Origin of the sequence: Lentzea sp. NPDC059081, from assembly GCF_042738015.1 — a bacterium.
Classification (GTDB): Bacteria; Actinomycetota; Actinomycetes; order Mycobacteriales; family Pseudonocardiaceae; genus Lentzea.
On the sequence record NZ_JBHYGW010000007.1, the window covers coordinates 402,920 to 424,782 of the forward strand.

Here is a 21,863-nt window from a genome sequence, read left to right on the forward strand (position 1 = left end):
ACGAACCGCCGAACTGTGGCGGTGGTGCACTTGGCCTGTTCGTCCAGCGTTTCAGGGCGATCAATCAGGAGGAGCACCGTGACGACGTCCAGCGATCATCACCGGGCTGCTCGAACACACCCTCATCCAGGAAGGTGATCGTGCCGAGCATCGAGATGATCACGTCGGTGGTCGCCATCGGCCTGGCAGTCCGGCCGACGCTCGACCTGCTGATTGCCCTCCGCGGCACTAGACCCGGCGAGCGCGCAAAGATCATCGCGGCTCTCCGCAGCGGTGGCCTTCACAGGCGCCTTCGAAAAAGCGCAGATGATGAGACACAACCATTGAGCGACGAATAGATCAGCTACCCGTTCGGTCAGTCAGCGCCGTACGCCCCACTCGAACATATGTTCGATCTTGATCGCGAACGCGTGTTCCTGCTCGCCTGGCCACGCACCGCTTTCGCTGCGGATGCTGCCGACACCGCAAGCCCGCAACGGCGACAATCGCGGCGCCGCCGATCCAGTCCGCTGACGAGCGCTTGGACACCAAGTCAGCTTGAACGATGCGGTGGCCGCTGCTGCGAGGTTGTTGCCCACGCCGACCGCGATCAACCCGAACGACGCCGAGGACCCCAACCACTGGCTCGCCCGACGCGAGAAACATCGAGTACGCAGGATCAAAGGCAACTGGCGGGCATGCCGTTGCCCATCGCGGTGCGGCTGCTCCCGACCCCGACGGCGTCGGACGCGAAGGCCTCGACACCCTGCACCCACGACGGGCCGTCCCTTATCCGACCAGTGCCGTCTGCTGGAGACGACCAATTCGACGTACCTGCCGACACCGCGAGCAACCGACAGAACCAAGGATTGCCCCGCGCAGCGCGGCTCCAAAGGCGACCTGATGTGCCCTCGGCGATCATCTCGCTGCTGTCCCGCAACACGCACCGAGCCACGTACAAGCAGAGCGAGGTTCCATGGACTGGGGCGACTACGCCCGAGCAGTACGTCGATAAAACCAGCTCAGCATACCTGCGCCGCATCCCACCCAACCTGACCAGCACGGCGGCCCCATGCGGCTGTGTCACCGCAATCCCGCTTCCCCATACGGCGCAACTCCGCGCGCTGGGCAACGGCGTCATCCCACAGCAAGCCGCCTACGCGATCTCCCTACTGCTGGACGACCTGGCTTTCGTCCTCCGATCCGATTCCGCCTACAGCTATTCCAGTGACGACGCTGCAGCATGACGAACCAGGGAGGTCCTATCGCCCACCCAGGTGACCGACTATCGCCCAGGAGCGGAGGTAAGTTGTCGAGATGGGAGACGCCGAGAAGGTCCGCGCCAGCAGGGACGGGGACAAGTTTCACTACTTCTGGGCTGCACGCCGAGCACTGAATCTCCTAGACCTGACCGGCGACCTCAAGGTCGTCGGTGTCGAAGGGCTGCCTCAAAGCGACCAGGTGCAGGGTGAGGAGGTCATCGACGTCGCCGAGTACTACGGCGGTGACGACATGGCCAGCTGCACCAGCTTGCGCTTCGTACAGCTGAAGCACTCGACGCTGCGCACCGATGATCCGGTCGTGGCCTCGGAGCTCGAGAAAACATTGGTCAAGTTCGCGAAGGCTTACCGCCAGCAGATACCGAAAAAGCTCACGGACAAGCTGCACTTTGCCTTCGTCACGAACCGCACGCTGAACGACAAGGTACGACGCTCCCTGCGGGAACTCGCGGACGGCGCCACGACGTACACGTTCACTCGCGAGGCCGAGTTGCTGCGGTCCTATCTGAGTTTTGGCACGGACATCGAACACGAGCGCGACTTCTGCCAGCGCTTCGAGGTCGACGACGGCATACCCGGTCTGAGGGACATGGAACAGCTCCTCAGCGACGAGCTGAAGCAGTTCCTGCCAGGTGGCGGCACCGGCACCGAGATGACACAGCTCATGGAGACCGTATCGCGCTGTGCGACGTCCCTCGCCGACAAACAGACGCTCAAGATCGGTGACGTCCTGCTGGCCTTGCGCGCCAGTGAGGAGGAACTGTTCCCGGCTCGCAGCGCTATCGAGCACCCGGCCCACGTCATCCACACCCAGGACGTTGACATGGTCACGGCAGAGCTCAAGACCGGCCGGAGCAACAAGGTTCTGCTTACCGCCGTTGGAGGTGTCGGCAAATCTGTGCTGACGTCGATGTTGAACCCGAAGCTTCCGCCGGGCTCGGTGACCGTGGTCTACGACTGCTTCGCCGGCGGTGATTACCGAAAGGCAACCTCGCCACGGCACGAGCACCGGACGGGTCTGACCCAGATCTCGAACGAGCTCGCCGCAGCAGGGTTGTGCGCTCCGCTCATCCCTGCCAGTGTTCCCGACTCCGCCTACATGCGTGTGTTCATGAGTCGTGTTCGTGGAGCCGCCGAGCAACTCACACGTGAGAAGCCAGGTGCTCTCCTCACCGTGGTCATCGACGCGGCCGACAACGCGGCCATGGCAGCCGCAGAACAAGCCCACAGCACCTTTGTCACCGACCTGTTCCGCGAGGACTGGCCAGGCAACTCGCGCCTGGTGCAGCTGTGTCGACCTGAACGAAGTGATCTCCTCAAGGTGCCGCGAACCGGTGTGACAGTGCTACCGCTCGTCGGTTTCCAACAAGCCGAGTCCCTTGAGCACCTGCGTATGAGGTTCCAGGATGCGACAGCAGGGGAAGGTGCTGAGCTGCATGCACTCAGCGCCGGAAACCCGCGGGTCCAAGCAATGGCAATGGAAAACGCCGCGTCGGTGAACGAGGTTCTCTCCGCGATGCAGCTGGCTCGGACCGCGCCCGGAGCTGTGCTGGACAGCTTGCTCGCGATGCAGGTGAACCGGGTGTTCGATGACGGGCACCTACGAGCTGACGAGCTCGACCGGCTATGCGAAGCGCTGGCAACACTCCACCCACCGATGCCTTTGGATGATCTGGCAACGATCACCGACGTACACGTCGACGCGATTCGCAGCTTCGCGGTCTCGCTCGGCCGCGGCTTGCATGCCGCCGGCAACACTCTCCAGTTCCGCGATGAACCGACCGAAACCTGGTTCCGGGAGACCCACGGCCTCCCGACTGTCCGGAAACAGGAGTTCGTGCGAGGCCTCAAGCCGCTCGCGGCGAGGTCGCCGTATTTGGCAAGTGCACTTCCGCAGCTGCTGTTCGAAGCCGGCTTGCTGGAGGACCTCGTTGAGCTGGCGCTATCAGACGCCGGTTTGCCAGGCGACACCGAAGAGCTGCAGACGCAGGAGATCGCCCGCTCACGTGCCAGGTTCGCGCTGTGCGCGATGCTTCGCTCTGGACGCAACGCGGATGCCGCGATGCTGGCCGTGAAGGCCGGTGACCTGTCGTCCGGCCACTCGCGCAAGCTGAGCATGTTCCGCACACACACCGATCTCACGGCGAGGTTCCTGAGCCCGGACATCATTGAAGCGCTGTGTTCCAGCCGCGAATTCGCCACCGGTTGGCCGGGCTCGAACCTCCATGTCGAGGCTGCTCTTCTGTCGCATCTCCAACAGTTCGACGGTACGGCGCGCAGCAGGTTGCGATCGGCGTTCAACAACGTCGTCGCCATCTCAAAGCTGCCCGAAGATGAGCAGCGAGCCATAGGAGACCCTCTCGATGCGAATGTGGTCGCAGATCTCGCGATGGCGACCATCAACCTCGATGGCCCCAGCGGTGGCGCGCGCTTCCTTGGGCGATGGAGGCCCCACTCCTACGTTGGCACCGTGGCGAGCAAGCTGTGCGCCAGACTCGCGGATTCCGGACGCTACGGCGACCTCGCTGACCTAGCGATCTCAAGCAAGAAACGCAGCCACGTACAAATCGCGGTCGCGGCAACCATGTTCGAGTACAACATCGCCCCGCCAGTCCAGGTGATCAAAGCCCTGGTGAAGCTGCTTCTCAAGAGGGCCAAACCGTTCAAGCACAATCGCGGCGTGCACCGCGACGAGCCCGACGTCCGCGGGGTCGTGTGGATCCTGGTTCACGCGCTACGGGCCGAGGTCCTGCCCGCCGACGAAGTGCTTCGGGTGCTCGACGTGCATCTGCCGGAGCACCTTCCTGGTGGGTCGGCGTGGCGAGTCAGTTCCCATCCCACCAGTGCGATTCTGTTGGGACACGCGCTGCGCGCTCACCTCACCGGTGACGATCTCGCAATCGAGCGGATCGTTGACGCCCGACTTCTTGACGCAATCCGAAAAGACGACCACGGCCGAGACGAGAGCACTCGCGAGTTTCTTGCCAACATCCCTGGGCTGTTGCCGTGGGCAGTGTGCTGGCTGGACGCCGTTCTCAACGGTGACAACGAGCACGTCAGGTCCAGTTTCAGTGAGCTTGCCGCAAGGGACTTGAAGCCGGTTGGTGACTACAACCCTCCGTTTGTGCTTGTAAGCACCATGGCGGACATGGCGACCCGACTCCTGGCGGTGGTACCGCAAGACGAGGTCATCGACAGGTTCACGAGTTGGTGTCGAACCGAAGCGGTGCTGCTTGGTCGTACCCGTCTGGCTATCGCGCGGGCCGCCTCGCGGTCCCCTAGGCTCGAGAACCTCGGCCTGGAGGTTGTGCAGCGCGGAATTGAACTGGCGCAACAGGATCGAACCGACTCCCCGACACGAGTCGATTCGTTGATCGCCCTGGCGCGGACGCTGCTTGCTGTCAACGAGCCGGAGGCGCGAGCGATCTTCGACACCGCTGCGGCTGAGGCTGAACGCGTCGGTGACGACCTTTACGCCCGCTGGGAATCCATTGTGAGCACCGCGAGGGTGCTGGCCACCGGCGCTGAGTCAGCCCGTGCTTACCGATTGTTCCAGGTGGCAGAAGCACTGGACCAGGTAGGCACAGAGGTGGACGCGATCGAACTGGCGACGAGTCTTCGAGGCATGCACGAGCCGAGCTACTTCGTTCTGGCCTCACAGGCACGCGACCGACGCACTCTGGACTTCAGCCTGATGCTCACGCCAGCGTTCCAGGATGTAGCGAGGCCCGGAGTTGAGCGGATCAGCCACCTGGCTCTATACGCCTTCGCACCGCGGTCAGGATGGGAAGTGCCGGTCGCCGGCCTCTCTCCGGAATCCTCAGCAGAGGCCACCAAAATCTTCAAAGACTTCACTCGTTACGAACGTCCCAAGCATGAGGTTGCTCCCGACCCACAACCTCGCCCCAGTTCACTCCTCGACGCTGAGGATGAAACTCCGCCCGAACCTGCAGTCCGGTTCGCGAACCATGACTTCACCACGGAGCAAGCATGGAACGACTTGCTGCGCGAACTCGGCTGGCGATCAACGGAGCGCCGCCAGGTGATCGCGTACGCCATTGACAAGCACCCTACGCGGCGGCCTGACGTCGTGGACGCGCTGAGCCGCGCAGCTTCGGCGACCCCAGATGCTTTCGCGGAGCTCCTCGAAGTATCCGCAACACGTCTACAGACGCCCGCGCTCACAGCAGCACAGAGGCGGCTCGCCGTCACGTACTCGACAAGGTTCGCACGGCAGATTTGCACCAGGTACTTCCGTCACGACGATGAACTTCCCGCCATCGCTAAAGCGGTTGGGCTCCCCGCCTCCGAACTCACCGTTCTCGCGTTCGAGCAACTCGGCCGGAGCGCTCATCAACTGAGCTATCGCGAGTACTTTTTGCTAGCTGCCCATTTGGCGTCCACATTGGAGGCCGCGCCCGCTGGCGAGGTGTTCGACGCGATCTCTCTTCTGTTCGAGGATCTCGCCCCCACTGCGGAGCAGCCGCTCCTGCGTGTCGACACCACGACCGCGCTAACGGGGGTGATCTGGACCGCGCTCGGCGACATCGACATGAAGGTGAGGTGGAGAGCGACGCACGCCGTGCTGCTCCTGGTGAGGTTCGGTTGTACAGCAGAACTCGACATCCTTGCCAGGTTCGCACGCGACGACGAGTCCAGTGCACCGTTTCTCGATGCCCGGTTCCCGTTCTACGCGCTTCATGCGCGAGTGTGGTTGCTGCTGGCGCTGGCACGAGCAGCGAAGGAGCCGAAAGCCGCGACGTTGGCCAGCTTCACCTCCTGGCTGGCGAACGTCATCCGTGGACCTCACCACGCAGTCAACCAAGTACTAGCACAACAAACACTGGTTGAGTTGACGTCACGTGGCGTAGTCACCCTTGAGGAGGAGCACGCGGAGGTCCTGACGACACGAGTCGTTGCCGATCATGTCGAGTTGACGTACGACGAGAGGGAGGAGCGCGCAAACCCGCTGGCCTTCGGCGACAAGGGCGACGATGATCACGCGTTCCCGCGGCGCCGCTTCTTCTACGATTTTGAGAAGTACTGGTGTTACAGCCTTGCAGAAGCCTTCAGCAGCAAGGAGAACGACGTATCGCGACGCGCGATCGAAGTCGCCACCGACCTCGATGGCTACGAGATGTTCGCGGCTAGAACAGACCCGCGGACGGACGCTGGTATCTACGACCGCCGGGGCCAGCACATGGGCCATGCTGATTGGCAAGGCGAGGACAACCTCTCCTTCTACCTAGCAGTCCACTCGCTGCTGACCGTCGGGGCCGAGCTCGCGGAAGCTCACGTCTCCTATAAGGACCGGGAATCGACGCGAGACTCGTACATGTACTGGCTGTCCAGCTACCTGCCCCAACGCCCGAACGGCAGGTGGCTCGCCGACCGACGCGATCCTCCGCCGGATCCCTCACCAGATCAGGCGCTGATCTCCTGGGGTTCGGACGAAACGTGGCCCTGGTCGCTCACGAAGCAGGACTTCGAAAAGGTTGCCAACCTCGCAGGGAACGCTGTGGCCGTGTGGGCGAGCTTCGAGTCAGCGCGCGAAAACCGATCGGAAGAGGTGCTGATCCAGAGCGCACTCGTACCGCACGAGACGGCGCAGTCTCTTCTGATCGCTCTGCAGACTTCGCCGTCAGGGCCGTACTCATACACCATGCCGACGGCTGACGGAGAAGCCGACGATCCCGAAGAGCAGCCGTACGAGTTGGTGCCGTGGCTGCATGTCGGCGACGGGCACTGGGGTATCGATGAACACGACGAGCGGGGCGGTCACATCCGCTTTCCCCCAGCCAGGCCCGCCGCCAGCATCATCGCAAGTTTTGCTCTCACTACGGATGAAGACGAGCGCGCCTGGTTCTATGAAGGTCAGCAGGTGTTCTGGAGCCGGCTCTGGGGCAATATGACGCCGACGTACAGCGATCGTGAACAGGGCACAAGCGGCGAGAAGCTCGAAGTGGATCTCGGTTTTCTGATGACTGTGCTGCAACGACTCGACATGACCCTGGCACTTCATGTCGGCATGTGTCGTCGCACCCACCGCCCCTCCTACCAGCGTCGAGGGAAGCAAGACGATGAGTTTGAATGGCTCGAGCGGTCAGGCAAGGTCTATCTCCTCGATCCGGGAGGACACTGGCTCGAATATTGACCGGGTCCTCGATCTGGGCCGCATGCTGGCGGCGCACCTGGAGAATCACGACACGACCGGTCACTGGGTTGCGCACCACCTGGCCGAACTGGTGGTGGCGGCCGAGGACGAGTCGACCACGACCGTTGAGCAGCGCCTGCAGATCGTGCAGACCGTTCTAAAGGTGTGGTCGCGCCGACGCGATCTCCCCAGGCGGTCGCCGTTGCAGGAGTTCTCTGGTGTGCTCGCTGGACTCGACCGGCTCGGCGACCGCACATCGTGGCGATTCTTGCGGCTAGCCGAAATGATCACCGGCCTGCCGGACCCGAGTAGCTCGGGACTACCTCTCGTAGAGACGGCTGCAGAACTGGAACGGCTGGCGCGGGAGACCTTGCTGCACCTGTTCTGGCTAGCAGCCCAGGATGCGAAGGAAGCAAACCAGGAGTGGCTGGCGGTGGCGGACGAGGTGGCGCCAAACATCGAGACCCAGGTGCACACGCGTCTCGCGAGACTTCGTGGCCGCCTAACTCGGGAGGATCAGGTTGACCAACCTGATCAGGAGGACGACCCGCTGAGCACCGCCAACCACGTCAAGCGTCTGCGTGCGATGGCTGAGTTGCTCAACCGGGTCGCAGACGACCTCGCTGCTAGCGATATCTCCAACAGTACGACCTCAGCTCCGTCGTAACGTAGGCGTGCAACGAAGCAAAGCGTCTGCACCACCGTCCACATAAGAACCCGTACCGGAGGCCAGCACGTGGACCAGGTCACTCCAGTCTCCTATCCAAGGCTGGAACTGCTACCCACGCATGAGATGCCTTGGGAAAGCCTGGAGCGACTGCTACGTCGCATTGCGCAAGATGTGGAAGGCCTTCACGATGTGCAACTCTACGGTGTTCGAGGGCAGAGCCAGTACGGTCTTGATGTAATAGGAACAGCACCTGATGGCTCCCGTCATGGCATCCAAGGCAAGCGGTACAGAGCCTTCACGAAGCTTGACCTGACGAAGGCCGTCGACAAGTTCATCAGCAAACGCGGCAGCATCCCGTTCCCGATTGCACGGCTCGTCGTTGCGGCGGGATGTCTCGCGGAACGAACCGAGATCACCCACGAACTCTACCGGTTGCAGGACCTCCACACCGATGTGCAGATCGAACTTTGGCACCAGCGAACGATCTCGGACAAGCTCAGAAACCGACGCGACATCGTCGTGGAGCTTTTCAGCGAAGCCGTGGCGGACGCGTTCTGCCTGCCGGCGCCTCTGCACGTCGTCGCCGCGCCGTCTCCCGATCGTGTCACCCTGGCCGACGCGTTGCTTTACGGCCCCGCCGAGATCACCGGGGCCGCTCAACATCTCACAGGAGCCCACAACCTCAGCTCGACCAACCCGCTATCCGCCGTCGCCGAGCTGGAGCAGGCCGCCAAACTCCTTACAGAGGGCGGGTTCACTGCGCACGCAACTGTTGTACTGGATCGCCGGGCCGCGCTGCTCACGCAGGCCGACGAGCACGACAAGGCTGCTCGTCTGCAGGATTCCGCCTTCTGGTCCGCTTTGAAGGAGGGCAGGCATGATGACGCCGAAACTCATGCGCGGAACCTCAAGAAGAATGCGAACACCGCCGTCTCGAAGGCGTTCAGTGACATCGCCGCTGCGGCGATCAACATCGTGCGACATCCGCTTGGCGCGCTGCCGCCTCAGCTGGAGCAGCTACGCACCGACTCAGCAGAGCTGAGCTTCGCGAGGCTTCTCATTCTTGCTGCCGAGGATGCGGCGATCGATCCGTCGAACACGTGGCGCCAGGACAACCTGGCCGCGCTTATCACTCAAGCCAATTTGATCGAAGGTTCTCCGAGCGACGGCGCAGTATTGGCATGCAAGCTGCGACTTGAGGTTGCCAGTCTGACGGGAGATTGGATCGACCTGCTCGGCAAAGCTCGCAAACACCAAGTCCCTCGCGACCAGGTGATTCTGATCTACGCGCGCAACGCGATGTACCACGCCGAACGAGGCGAGTCCGAGCAGGCTGAAGCGTCCTGGGCTGATGCGATGACGCAGGCGTGCCTCAACGGCCAGAACGGCGCGGCCGCCGAGTACGTCGCCGCGCGCACCTTCATCCGTGTCAGGTTTCGCGGTCCCATCGCGCAGAACAACGATCATCAGCTCGTCCGGAGCCTTCGCACCCAGAGCCCAACGAGCACTTCCGCGGAGCGATTCGAGGAGAAGGCAATGAGGGCGCTGCTCGATGACAAGCCGCACGTGGCGGTGCCATTGCTTCGCGCCCTCCACCGCGCCGCCTACTCCGCGGGAGCCTGGATACAACTCGACCGAGCACGTCGGCTGCTGGCCAACGCATACGGCTCGGCTGGCGAATCCCTCTTGGCGGTGAAGCTTCACGTGCTTGGGGCACAATCGAAGAAGGCGGCGTCGGTCGCGAAGGAAGATCCGAACACCTATCTGGACGTTCGAGAGTTCCTCTCCTCACCTGCTTACTGGGTCGCCGGCACGGCGTACCGAGTCCTCGCGGCGGAAGCCGATCTGATCCCAGACAACGACGTTGACTTCGTGGCAGACTCCGCGTTGTCGGTCCTAGACGACGCAGCAGCCAACAAGCTACAAGACGGCATCTACGATTCCTCTGTCTGGCGGAACGCGATCACTGCGCTCGCCGCGCTTGCTAAGCGGCTGCCAGATGAGCACGCGCTTCGGAGCCTCGAACACTCGCGTCCCTGGGTGCCACGTGAGCCCGGCCGTTATAGACGCACCGACGACGATCACGTACGTCTGTGTGCCGGGATCGCGTTCGCGCACCCGATACATCGAGCCGATGCGATCGACCAACTCCTGGGACTGCTCGAAGCCAACGACTCCGCAGTCTCACGCAAGGCTGAACACGCCATGGCCGATCTCGTCCAACAGCACCCGGAGATGGTGCGCGAGCGGTTGGCCAGGATGACCGCTGACAGCAATCCATATGCGGCAAGGCTCCTTCTCCTGATCACTGGACAACCGACCGAAGGACAGCTGATCGCAGCCGCAGCGGCCGGCGAGCGACTGCGGCAACCACCGACGAGCACGGCGCATTCATTGGGCATTGGAACGGGGGCAGCCGGGCAGGCTCTACTCGCACGTGTGCTCCCCTCAGAGGAACGCAGGGAACTTGCCCGACACCAGCTAGTCCACGCGGCGTTCCCATTTGAGCCTGGCGAGAACCGCTCCGAGTACTACGACGCTGCCCGGATACTCGCCCACGACCTGGACGACGTCGACGATCTGTTTGACAGCGCCATGCTCCACGCCCACAACAGCACCCCCTCCCATGGCGACATCCTCAACAATCTCGGCAACCACCCTCTCGGTGTCTTCCGCATGACTGGCTTCACAGTGGACACCAGGGCCCACGCTCTCTGGCTCGCTGCCCTTCTGGCACGTATAGCTGAGCAGAAACAAGAAGTCCGAGCGCTTGGCTACCTCCTCATCGGCTCGACGGAGAACGCCGATTGGTACATCGCTCATGCGTTTCATGCCCTGGACTTGGCCGACGCCGACCACGATCTGGCGTTCCTCGCCTCTCAACCCCACTGGGCACTGCGGTCGCTCGCAGCGCTGATCTGGACTCGAACTGATGACGCCCCAGCAAACATCGGTTCGGTGCTCACCAACGATGCCGACCCAAGGGTGCGCTTCACCTTCGCCGAAGGAGCGAGCAGCTCGAGCAACCCGGCCGCACCAGACCTCCGAGAGATCTTGTTGACGGATCCGTGTCACAGCGTCCGGCAATGCGCCAGCCGATGACAGCTAAGGAACAACGTTACAGGCCGCGTGGGAGCACGCTCTGGGAGCAGACGGGGAGCAGCACAGTGCGCAGGACGGCTTGAACGGTCCTCAATAGACCTGAACGGAACCGCGCCGACCTGCAAGAGTCTTGTTTCCGCAGGTCAGCGCAGCATTGGTGCCATAGTTCACACAGAAGCAGTCCTCGGATCGACCTGAACTGCGCTCAACTGCGCCGACTTGCAGGTCAATGGCCCTGAACGGACGCGTACAGCGATCGTGCCCCAAGGCGACCACCTAGCACTCCGGGAGCAGGCGACACGGCTAGACGAGTAATGCGTAAGTCGATGCGGTAACCGAAGACGGACGAAGGGTGTCCAAGATCAGTTTGTGACGACCGATCTGAACACCCTTCTCACCGCACTCTACGTCAAGATCGATGACCGGCTCGCGGGCAGGACCCGCATCGGAAGACCGCCGAAACTCACCGATGCGGAGCTGGTCACCCTCGCCGTGGCCCAGGCCCTGCTCGGGTTCACCTCCGAAGCCCGCTGGCTACGGTTCCTGCCCGCCCGCATGCCCGGCCAGCCCGGCTACAACCGTCGACTTCGCGCCGCGTTACCGCTGATCAAACAGGTAGCGCGGTGGCTGGCCGCCGACACCAACCTGTGGACCGACACCACCTGGATCGTGGACTCCACTCCGGTCGAGTGCGGCCGCTCCAGGCCGACGGCCACGCGCTCAGAGCTGGCCGGCTGGGCGAAATACGGCTACTGCCGCTCACACTCCCGCTGGTTCTGGGGCCTGCGCCTGCATCTGGTCTGCACTCCGGCCGGGCTGCCCATCACCTGGGCGCTGGCCGACCCGAAGATCGACGAACGTCAGGTACTCATGGCGATCTGCGATCACGAACCACACCTGCTCGCCACCCGACCCGCCCTGCTGATCATCGCCGACAAAGGCTACATCTCCCGCGAACTCGACCGGTTCCTGGCAGACCGCCACGTCCGGTTGATCCGGCCGTCCTACCGCAACCGCACACCGCATCCCGGCGAACGTCTGCTCAAGTCCGTCCGGCAACTCATCGAGTCGGTCAACGACACACTCAAAGGCCAGCTCAACCTCGAACAACACGGCGGACGCACCATCGAGGGAGTCGGAGTCCGTGTCGCCCAACGCATCCTGGCCCTGACCGCTGCCATCTGGCACAACCGCGCCACCGGCCAGGCCATCACCCGATCCCTGACCGCCTACGACCACTAACCGACTTAAGCATTACTCGTCTAGGTCCGCGCACTCGTCTACAAGCACTTCGCGGCCAGTGCCGCAACTGCTCGTACTCGACCAGCCCTCGCAGATCCACTTCCCCGCCGACTACTTAGGCTCCAGGCCGAACGATGACTCCACGCGCCACCGGCCTCCGAAAGCGCCTCGACCTCGGACATCTGACTCTGACGAGCTGCGGTTGCCCCATCGTTAGAGAGCACTCGGGGACTTAGCAGACGAACGGTTCAACGCCCTGGACGCGGACCACCGCTTGGGCCAGCAAGATCGTCTTGCTCCCGTCGGCGCCGGCGAACCTCCACTTGTTGTTGCTCGATCAACTTCCGCTTCTCGACACCGCCTTTCGCGGAAAGGCGTTCATCCGCAGGTTGACTTGGTGGATCAACCGAGCTCCTGACTGGCACCGGTACAGGCGGCGAACCTGCAGCGCGCCTGACCTGCTGCTCTGCGGCCAGCGCTGCTTCGTGAGCAGCACTGTGCTCCGGGTTCGGGCTTCTGGCAGCGAGAGGTTCGCTGGCTGTGATGCCGTGTTGTTCCCGGTAAGCGGCAACGGTTGCCAATGCTGCGAGGTACCGCGCTGTTCGGGCGGCACCCTCTGGTGCGGGACCAAGCCGTTCGACCCAGTCCGGCCGATCTCGAGCGGCATCCCGGGCGAGCGTGACCATGCGCGCATGAATCAGTGCGGCGTCAGCGGCCGCCGCAGACGCCAGCGCCCGATCGCGTCCCTCATACAGAGCCGGCTCGGGAGGACGCTGCAGCCACGATGGCCACATTCCGTGAGTCTTGGCAACCGGGGACACGCCTCCGCCCTGATCCCGGTCATCATCAGCCGCACGCACTTGCAGACGAGCCACCGTTCGTTCATAACTTGGAACCAAGAGGTCCAGTTGTGCGGTGGCACTTAAGACGACGTGCTCTTGCTCCCCCGCGACTGAGCGGCCTCCGGCGGTGGTCAAGTTGCGGATACGCCACGCGACGAACGCAGCAGGATTCTCCTTGCCGTTGAGTTCTCCAGGGTCGATCGCAGCAAGCATGTCTCGCGGGTCGTGGCCCGCGTCGACGGCACGGGCGAGGTTCTGTGCGAGCGCACCGAACGCTGTACCGGTGACGACGACGTCGGCACTCGGGTGGTCGTTCCACGCTTCGCGTAGAAGGCCCGCAGCCTCGTCGCGCTGCTCCATCTCACGGGTGGCACGGCGGCCGCCGCGATCGTGATCGGTTTCTGCCGGCGAGTACGCAGCATGCTTGAGGACAGCCACAAGGACACGGCTGGCATCTCGCACGTCAGGCCGGACCAGGATGGCGGGGTCGATACGCAGGAGCGTTGCTCGCGGATCTGCCGAGCTCGCATACATGCGATCGATCATGCGGGCGACGGTGTCGAACGCCCGTCCACGCGTGACTGCATCAACAGCGGCATGGTCGAGCCACACATCACGCAGCAACTCTTCCGTCGCGCGTCGTTGTGTCCTGCTGGCTTGGTGTTCGGCGTCAACGACACTGGAAGCGGCTGGGCGTTGTGCGGGTGCGGGATCGTCGAGCTGTTTCAGGTCGACGAGTACTGGCCGGTCGTTCGCGTTGACCTCGGTGGCTTTGGCCCAATCAACCATCTTCGTGATGACACGACGCCTACGGGCAAAGATAGAGTCGGCTTCGCCGTGGACGTAGGTGTCCTGTGAGGTTTCGAAGTCTTGCAGTGCCGCGAACGTCCACACCGCCTGCGAGTGGCGTGAGGTGGCGACCAAGAAGCTGCGGTTGTCGGCACCTGGTGCGTGGAAGAGCACCGCGCCGCCGCGCCGGCGGGCGTCATCGCCGGTCCAGGTCTTGTTGATGGTGAGGCCCTGGCTCTTGTGAGCGGTGAGGGCGTACCCGTGAGAAAGGCCGCCTTTGGCGACGTAGGCGGGGTCGAAAGTGCGACTTTCGTGCGTGTACCCGCCGGGAACGGCTCTGGTCCAGGTGACGGTGAGGTGGCCGTTGCCGTCGATTCGGGTGATGACTCCGCGATAGCCGTTGAGCGCGTCAGGGCCGCGTGTGCCGCGTTCATTGAGACGGACGAGGACGTGGTCGTTCTCGTGGAGCCGGAGGGTGTTGCCGCCACGCAGGTCGTAGCTGTGTCCGCGCCCGAGTTCGCCTTGCACCTCACGTATCGCCTGTGCACCGGCGTTGAGTCGCTCGACTTGGTCGTTGGTGCTGGCGACCATGAGCAGGCCGCGCATTTCGGTGTGCGGGTCCGGTGCACCGATCCGCTGGTCGATCCAGGTGGCGAGCATCGCGGCGGTGGTGTCCCGCTTGGTCTTGCCGACGACGAGCCGGTCGCGGTCGGCCCATGAGGTGAGCGCTTCGGTGTAGTTCCCATCGCGCCATGCTGCGACTGTGGCGCGCTCGTCTTCATCGGCTTGGCGCCGGTTGTCCAGCAGTGCACCACCGTCAACGATCTTGTGCACCACGGCCACCATCGATCCGCAGCCGACTCCACGCAACTGCTTGGGATCGAAGATCTCGACGATTTTTGTCCCGCTGGCTTCTGCGGCCCGGTAGAGCGCCGCGCGGTCGCGGTCGTTGGTCATGCCGGCCTCGTCCACGATCAGGACGTCGACGCCCTGCAGGCCCTCTCCGTGGTCGATGCGCCATCTCCACTGTGCCACGGTCCGGCTGTGAATACCCGATGCGGCTTGGAGGTTCTGTGCCGCAACACCTTGGGTCGAAGCACCGGCGACGACGAACCCGCTGCTTTCGTAGGCGACGCGCGCAGCCTCCATGAGAGTCGTTTTGCCTGAGCCTGGTCCACCGATGAGCGCGTCGACTGCTCGGCCAGACGTGACGAGGTTGAGCAGTTCGCGTCGTTGCTCGCGGGAGAGCACGAACTCGTTGGCGGCCTCGACGGTCGCAGCCGCCATCTCTGCGTCCGCCCGGGAGACGCGGATCGGAGTTTGGTTGTCGTGGCTCGCGCGGGCGGCGGCGACGATGGTCTTCTCTGCGGCGACGATGTCGTGGGTGGTGTAGAGCTGGGAGTTGGTCATGTGGTCGGCGCCGAGCTGACGGCGCCTTCCCATGTCGATGTCGGTTTGGGTGTCATCGCCACGAATGAGAGGGATGAAGCCGGCGTGTCGCAGGACGCTGTCGGTGAGTGCCTCCACGGTGTCGTGGGTCGCTCCGTTGGGTAGCGCATCGGCGACCGCGGCCAGCGCGTCGATGCGGGAGAACCTGCGAGTGTTCGCGGTGAGGCCCTGCTCGACGTCCTGGAGCAGTTCGGCTAGTTCGTCGATGCTCGGTTGTCGGGTGGCTTCGTCTGCAACAACCGGGTTGTGCGCTGTGCGGGCCATCAGATCGGGGTCAAGGCCGATGTCGACGGCACGTTGCCGGTAGTGATCGCGCCGCGTTGACGCCATCGGTGGGACATAGGCCTTCGCACGGCGGGTTTCCTGCTGGACCAGGCGCTTCAACGACCGTGACGCGTCCTGCTCGGTGAAACCGAGATCGAGGAGCATCGCGCGGATGTCGGCACCGCGCTGCGAGAACTCTTTGATGGCCGCGTCCGGGATGGACGCGACTTCCCACTGGCCTGTTCGGTCTGAGCGACGCCACGCGATGCCGTAATGCTGGCTCAACACGTGTCGGGCGTTTGCGTGCAGGAGCTTGGCGGCTGCCGGTATGTGCCGCATCAGGTCGCGACCGCCTGCCGCTACGGTGCTCCACCGACCGTCGGGGCCCTTGGTCATGTTGGCGATCGTGAAGTGCACATGCCAGTGCGGGTCGCCGCAACATTGCCCTGCCGCAGGTCGTGCCGCAGAGTGGATCATGGCCCAGCCCGCGAAACCGTTGCCCGGCACAGTGGACGCTGTTGACCCGTCGCCGTGATGGCCTCGCATGCCATAGGCGGTGTTGGATTCCAGCCACACGAACGTGGCTGCGCCATGGTCGACATATACGGCGTCGAGTTCGCTGCCGGTGTCGTCGTCGACGAACTCGCGAAGCAAAGAGAAGCTCTTCGGCAGGGTGAGCGTGATGTCGTAACCGCGGTTGCCGACGATGACGCGGTTGTCGACGACGACATCTGTGCGAGTTCCGTCCTCAGCGGTGACCGTGATGGTCTTGGTGAGGTTCGCCGCCGCGGCCTTGAATACGCCGGGCTCCCAGATGTCGCTGAGCCGTAGTTCGGCGGCGTCAGCGAGCTGGCCGGCATGGTCGGCGCGAAGCATGGCGAGTTCGCCTTCGCGGGAGACCGCGCGTCTGGCGCGGTTGAACATGTCGAGCATGCGTCTGGAGCACGTTCCGGCCCATCGGCCTTCGCGATGACGGAGTACCTCGGCGACGTCCACGTCGGCTTCGCGCGCGACTCCCTCGATCAGGCGAACGAGTTGCGCGATCGGTACTTTGGCCTCGCTGGGAACGGCGCGCTTGTGTTCGACAAGCTGCTCACCCGTGTGCGGGTGGTATCCGGCCATCATGGCGCGGGCGAGCGGGAACTGATCCGGGGTGAGCTCAGTGCCCGCCTCGATACCGAGATCTGCGAGTGCCCGCCCTATCCAGATGAGCGGGCGTGCCACGCCGGCGGTGTGCTCAGGCCGGGCATCGCCGGCGGCACTCGCGACACAACCGTGCTGCTGTCCGAGCCGGTACCCGATCTGCTCGGGCGAGCCGCCGATCGCCGTCACCCATGACACCTGGGCACACCTCTCCCACCGCGTCGCACGTGGGAGGGACGAAGATCACTTTCTTCGTATCGCGATGGCAATACCTTAGTTCAAAGCCATTGTTCTTCGCTGGCGCAAAGCGTCTGTCGGCTCGCGATTCCTGACAGGGCAACGAATTACCGGACCTCACGGGTGCTGTGGACTGGCGGTGAGGCGTTGCTCGGACACAGCGTTCGGCTCCTGCTCTAGGGTCCGCGCCGGAAAGGACCGTCCGCACGGGAGGGGTCGGTGTGAAGACTGCGCGTCAGATCAGGCAGGAGCTGCGTGCTGAGGAGCGGCAGCGGCGGCAGCTGCGTGAGCGGGCTGTGTTGGCGCTTTCGTCGGCTGGTGCCGCAGCGTTGAGGGTGTCGGAGGTGGCAGAGCACAACAAGCAGGCGTTGCGGGAGCGGTTGGAGCGGGATCTCGCGGCCGAGGACGCGAAGGTGGATGCGGCGGAACTGGCTGCTGGGCGGGCGGTGGCTGAGGCGACGAGCGGGGCCGATCTCGGCGCCATCGGTGCGACGTTCAGAGAAGCCGAGCTTCACAACCGGACGGGCATTCAGGTCGCGGTGTTGCGAAGGTGGATGCGTCGAGTGCGGGAGGACGAGGAACAAGCGTCACGTGGCGCCGAGGAGAGGCCATCAGGAATTGGGGGCGTCGCCTGAACCGGCGAGCGTCGCCCCGGTTGACCTGGGCGCAGCCAGCTCCGCGGGGGCCGGTCGTGTCCGGTCGACGGTGCCGGACGGCGGGCTGGTGTAGCGCATCGACGAGGTGGACGCGCCGGTGCCAGCAGTGTGCGGGGCGAGTCGCGGGAGATGCTCCGCCGCAGGCGGTCCGTTGCGCCGGAGGCGGCGGGTGTGTGAGGGCGGCAGCCCTCGCTCGGGGTGACCGGGTTCGATGCCCGGTCTGCCCCGGCTCCGCGCGGCGCTGGCCGGTGACGCGTCCCCGTTGGGGTGCGTCACCGGCGCGGGCGGGTTAGGCGGCGGTGGCGTGGTGCGCGGTGCGGGTGGCCGGTTTCGTGGTCGCCGGTCCGTAGTAGTGCTGTACCCACCGTTTGAGGTCGATGCGGTCTCCGTTGGCGTATCCGGTGTAGTCCTGGCGGAGGATGGTGAGCGCGGTTGGCGCTGGGAAGTTCGTGGCGATGAACGTGCAGCGGTTGGCGATGACTTCATCGCGCCAGGCGGTGGCGGGCAGGTCTTCGAGTCCCGGGCGGTTGAGGCTGCGGCAGCAGTCGCAGAGTCCGTCGTTGTGGCGCCAGTTGTCCCGTGCGCTGCGTTCGCACCAGCAGTGGACGCAGCGCAGTCCGCGCACGGGCGGGATGGCGGCCTTGTCGTAGTCGATCTCGTAGTGGATCGGCGTCTCTTTGACGGCGGGTTGGTCGTCGACGCCCGCGCGCTTCCATCGGTAGCTGTGGATGGTCTTTGCGCACTGGATCGCCGTTTGTATCTCGCTGTCGGTCCTGCGTTCCAGAAGAACGGTCTCGTCGAAGCGGCGGCGGACCGTGTCACAGCGGCTGGTGTCGGTTGGGCGGCCGGTGTGCAGCTCGGGCGCTTCCGCGTGGGTGGCGACGTGGACGTCGGCGCGAAGGACTTCAGCCCCGGCGGGTGCCACGGTGTCGGTGGGGAGCGCTGAGGGCGGGACGTGAAGGTCTACGCACGTTGCGATGAGTTCGCGGTACTCGGGCGTACTGCGCTTCCACATGTCGCGCAACCGGTCTTCGGCGGTGTTGGGGTTGTTCTGGCGGTCCCAGCCGATGCAGGCGAGCAGTTCGAGGGTGTCCGGGTCAGCGGTGTCGAGGATCTCGGCGGCCAGTTCGTGCGCCTGGGCGAGGTTGTCGAGTTCGAGCAATAAATCGATTTGCTCGACGATGTTGCGGATTTCCAGAACCAGAGCAAACTTATCGATCGTCACAACAATTCACCTCGGGTAGCGTATTTTTGGCCACCAGGGGTCGCGGTCCCCGGTGCGTTTCCTTCTTGCAGTTCGATCCTATTGACAAACCGGCCGAATCGCAACTATTACAGGCCTCGCCCGAGGTATCTTTTTCGTTTCTTTTGCTCTTAAGTCTTCTAAGTTGCTGCATTACGAGGGGGTGATGAAAGGGGCGGCGCGACACGAAAGGGCAGGCCAGGGGCCTGCCCTTGTCTTACTGCCCGCAGGTCGGTGGCGGTCTGTCAAATTGCCGCTTTGGCCGGTGATTTTTGGCGCTCGAATTTTGTGGCGGTAGGGGCCCCGCGAAATTCGAGCGCCAAGAATCATTGGACAGGCAATTTGACAGGCCGCCACCGACCGATACAATGCGCCGCCCCTTTCATCACCCCCGGAAGGGAGTCGAACAGCAGAATCAACCACCGGAGAAGAAGCCCAAGGACTACGAAAGGCGATTTTGACGCCTGCAGCTACTTATTTTCCTCCGGAGAGTCTGCTCGTCACCGCGCCGGCACGAAGCACAGTCGTTCCGGGTTGACGGGGTTGCCGCAACGCACATTGCACGTCTCAGTCAGTCCAGAGCTCGTCGCGTGAGGGCGGATGCGCTTCGTCTGGAGCTTACGATCTTCAGGTACGGTGTCGGAGTCTCCGGTGAATTGGGCATAGCGTGCCTTTGGCGCCGGAGCATCGTGCCGGCGGCCGACTGTCGCGGTTCCGTCTTCGGACGGTGGGCCTTGTGCCTAGGCCGCTGGCACACCCAGTCCCCTCTTACGGTCCTCCGTCGCCCAGCGGTCTTTCCCGTGTGACCGCTTTGATGGCCTCTCAGCCAGCGTGCATCACCACCGATCATGCGGGACGTCTGAGGCTTATCGCGCGAGCCTGGTGTGACAGAGCCCAAGCTCACCTAGACCTGTCCCCCATCGCTACACCGACAGCTGGCGACTACCCGACCTGCACCGGAGCGCCTCATGGGTGGCTGATCCTCATCGCGCTCGAGGCGCGGCAGGCGGGGTCGTCACCGAGAGGAATGAACGGAATCTGCTTTCGCCTGCCAACTCACCCGGTGGTCCGCTCGGGTGTCGACCCGCATGGGTCAGATGATGTACGGCCAGCCCGGAGGGAATTCGGTCTGCGGGGGCTCACCACGTAGTCGTAGCGGGTGGGCTCGGCTTGGACAGCCTCAACGTGGTTGACGAACGCTGCCGTGGCCGCCTTTTGGGAGGCGAACTCGACAACGGTGAAGCCGGTTTCGCTGTTGTCGACAAACACGACGTAGTGCTCTCGAGCTTCCGGGGCGGGCCACGGCACGTCGGATGAGACGGCGAGGCCGGCTCGGATCTCGACGTCTGGGTTCCACCGGTGTCGGTCCTGGCGAGCAGGAGAAGGGTGTCGTCGTGCAGTGCGTCTCGCAACTCCTCCTCGAGGGCGCCGTCGTCAGCCGTGTCCTGTGGCGTGTAGCTGAAGCGAAGCACCGCGTTGGGGTCTTCGAACAGACTCATCATTCGCCCTGGTGGTTGCGGTCTTGATGTTCTGGTGACGGTCGTGACCGGTCAGTTGGCGTGAGCTCGACGAAAGGCACCGTGTCTGTGCCGCGGTTACGTCTGCGGAGAGCAGGCAGCGTGCATTCGTGGCATCAGCTGTGCCTGCGGAGCGCGTCGGCGTCGCCCTGCAGCCAGACGGCGATCTCAGCCAGACGTGCTGCGCCGAGTACTTCGAGGTCGTCGACGGCTCCGACATCCTCGACGCAGCTTGCCGGCACGATCACCTGTCCGATGCCGTGGGTGAGAGCGATCTGGACGGCCTTCGGCACGTCGTTGGTTGCGCGCAGGCTGCCATCGAGGTTCACGTCTCCGAGTACAGCAGTGGCATCGAGTCGTCGTGTCGAGATTCGTGCTGCGGCCGCGATGGCGGCGACAGCGATGGCTGCCGCCGCAACAGGAGGAACCTTCCGGTACGGCGCGACGCGCACCGTGACGTTGCGGTGCGTTGCCGGCACGCCGGAGTTCGCTATTGCGGCTTTCAGCCGCTCGACCAGCTCGGTCGGTCGGCCATGGTTTCCGATCAGGGCCAGTGAGGTGGGGCCGTCGGTCGCCGTTGCGCTGAAAGTGAGAACTTCGCCCGGTTGGCGCTCGGTGGACAGCGACGTGGTGGTCGCGGCAAGGCCTACCTCCAGTTGACCGTCGGTTCCGTACTTGGGGTCGACATCCTGGTAGCAGCGCCGGCAGGCAACGTTCGTCTCGGAGTAAGTAACACCCTTTCCTGTGGCATGGCAGCACGGTGTCAGCGGAACGAGGTATTCGGTGCCGTCGGCACGTGTGATGTCCTCGTCGCACACGAGAACGTCGCCGTCTGCGTCGATGCCTCGAACCCGGCTGGCAAGCACGGGAGACACGTACAGCAGACCGCCATCAGCGAGCGTGAGTTGGACGGTACGGCTGGGAGATGCTCGATGGTTCACTTGTCTTTCCTGTCCGTCATGCGGTCCCGGCAAATCCGACGTGGGTTGTGCCGGACGTTGCGCTGGTTTCGGGTGCTCGGGTCACTCGCGTGGTCCAGGTGCGTGTCGTGGGTGTGGCAGCGCTGAAGGCAGTCCGGCGGCCGACTCCCATGCCGTGTTCGGTGAAGGTGTGGGTGGGTGTGCCGCGCGCCCACACCCGTCTTGGGGGTAGGAGACAGGGGGCTGCGCGGCACACCCGGCAGGTGGTGTCCGGCAACACCCGGTTCCAGGCACCACAAGGGCGGGTGTGAGGGCACGTCCCGCCGTCAGGCACTCTACGTTGGAGCGGTGGGCGTTGCGCTCCCCTCCCCCGTCA

10 protein-coding genes and 1 pseudogene are annotated in these 21,863 nt (G+C 64.0%); 8 read left to right on the top strand and 3 right to left on the bottom strand.

Going from position 1 to position 21,863, the window contains the following annotated elements; translation table 11 throughout:
* The first annotated feature begins 140 nt into the window (after window positions 1–140).
* The 7 genes and pseudogenes from ACFWV3_RS19520 to ACFWV3_RS19550 all read left to right on the top strand — a co-directional run.
* The gene (locus ACFWV3_RS19520; protein ID WP_382412781.1) at window positions 141–338 is read left to right on the top strand and encodes a hypothetical protein; all 198 of its coding nucleotides are present in this window, start codon (window positions 141–143) and stop codon (window positions 336–338) included.
* A 546-nt stretch (window positions 339–884) separates the two neighbouring features.
* Complete coding sequence (locus ACFWV3_RS19525) at window positions 885–1,226, top strand: hypothetical protein (protein WP_382412782.1); 342 nt, start codon at window positions 885–887, stop codon at window positions 1,224–1,226.
* Between the two features lie 70 nt (window positions 1,227–1,296).
* Entirely contained in the window at window positions 1,297–7,413 is a 6,117-nt protein-coding gene (locus tag ACFWV3_RS19530) for a hypothetical protein (RefSeq protein ID WP_382412783.1), read from the top strand.
* Window positions 7,340–8,080, top strand: coding sequence for a hypothetical protein (locus tag ACFWV3_RS19535; RefSeq protein WP_382412784.1), 741 nt, complete (start codon window positions 7,340–7,342; stop codon window positions 8,078–8,080). Before ACFWV3_RS19530 ends, ACFWV3_RS19535 begins: the two co-directional genes overlap by 74 nt.
* Before the next feature lie 69 nt (window positions 8,081–8,149).
* Window positions 8,150–11,185 (top strand): hypothetical protein, encoded by a 3,036-nt coding sequence (locus ACFWV3_RS19540; protein ID WP_382412785.1) that lies wholly within the window; start codon window positions 8,150–8,152, stop codon window positions 11,183–11,185.
* A gap of 369 nt (window positions 11,186–11,554) precedes the next feature.
* Complete coding sequence (locus tag ACFWV3_RS19545; protein ID WP_382412786.1) at window positions 11,555–12,427, top strand: IS982 family transposase; 873 nt, start codon at window positions 11,555–11,557, stop codon at window positions 12,425–12,427.
* 52 nt (window positions 12,428–12,479) lie between these two features.
* A pseudogene (locus ACFWV3_RS19550) lies at window positions 12,480–12,644 on the top strand (DUF3732 domain-containing protein); the annotation flags it as partial.
* 31 nt (window positions 12,645–12,675) lie between these two features.
* On the opposite strand, the gene mobF reads toward ACFWV3_RS19550, so the two are convergent.
* A complete protein-coding gene (mobF, locus tag ACFWV3_RS19555) occupies window positions 12,676–17,103 on the bottom strand; it encodes a MobF family relaxase (protein WP_382412787.1) in 4,428 nt (1,475 codons plus the stop codon).
* Window positions 17,104–17,372: 269 nt separating this feature from the next.
* Here mobF and ACFWV3_RS19560 point away from each other — a divergent pair, with 269 nt between their 5' ends.
* Window positions 17,373–17,786, top strand: coding sequence for a hypothetical protein (locus ACFWV3_RS19560; protein ID WP_382412788.1), 414 nt, complete (start codon window positions 17,373–17,375; stop codon window positions 17,784–17,786).
* Between the two features lie 310 nt (window positions 17,787–18,096).
* Here ACFWV3_RS19560 and ACFWV3_RS19565 read toward each other — a convergent pair whose 3' ends face one another.
* A complete protein-coding gene (locus ACFWV3_RS19565) occupies window positions 18,097–19,032 on the bottom strand; it encodes a hypothetical protein (RefSeq protein WP_382412789.1) in 936 nt (311 codons plus the stop codon).
* A gap of 1,651 nt (window positions 19,033–20,683) precedes the next feature.
* On the bottom strand, window positions 20,684–21,508 hold the full coding sequence (locus tag ACFWV3_RS19570; RefSeq protein ID WP_382412790.1) for a magnesium chelatase domain-containing protein: 825 nt from the start codon (window positions 21,506–21,508) through the stop codon (window positions 20,684–20,686).
* Window positions 21,509–21,863 lie beyond the last annotated feature (355 nt).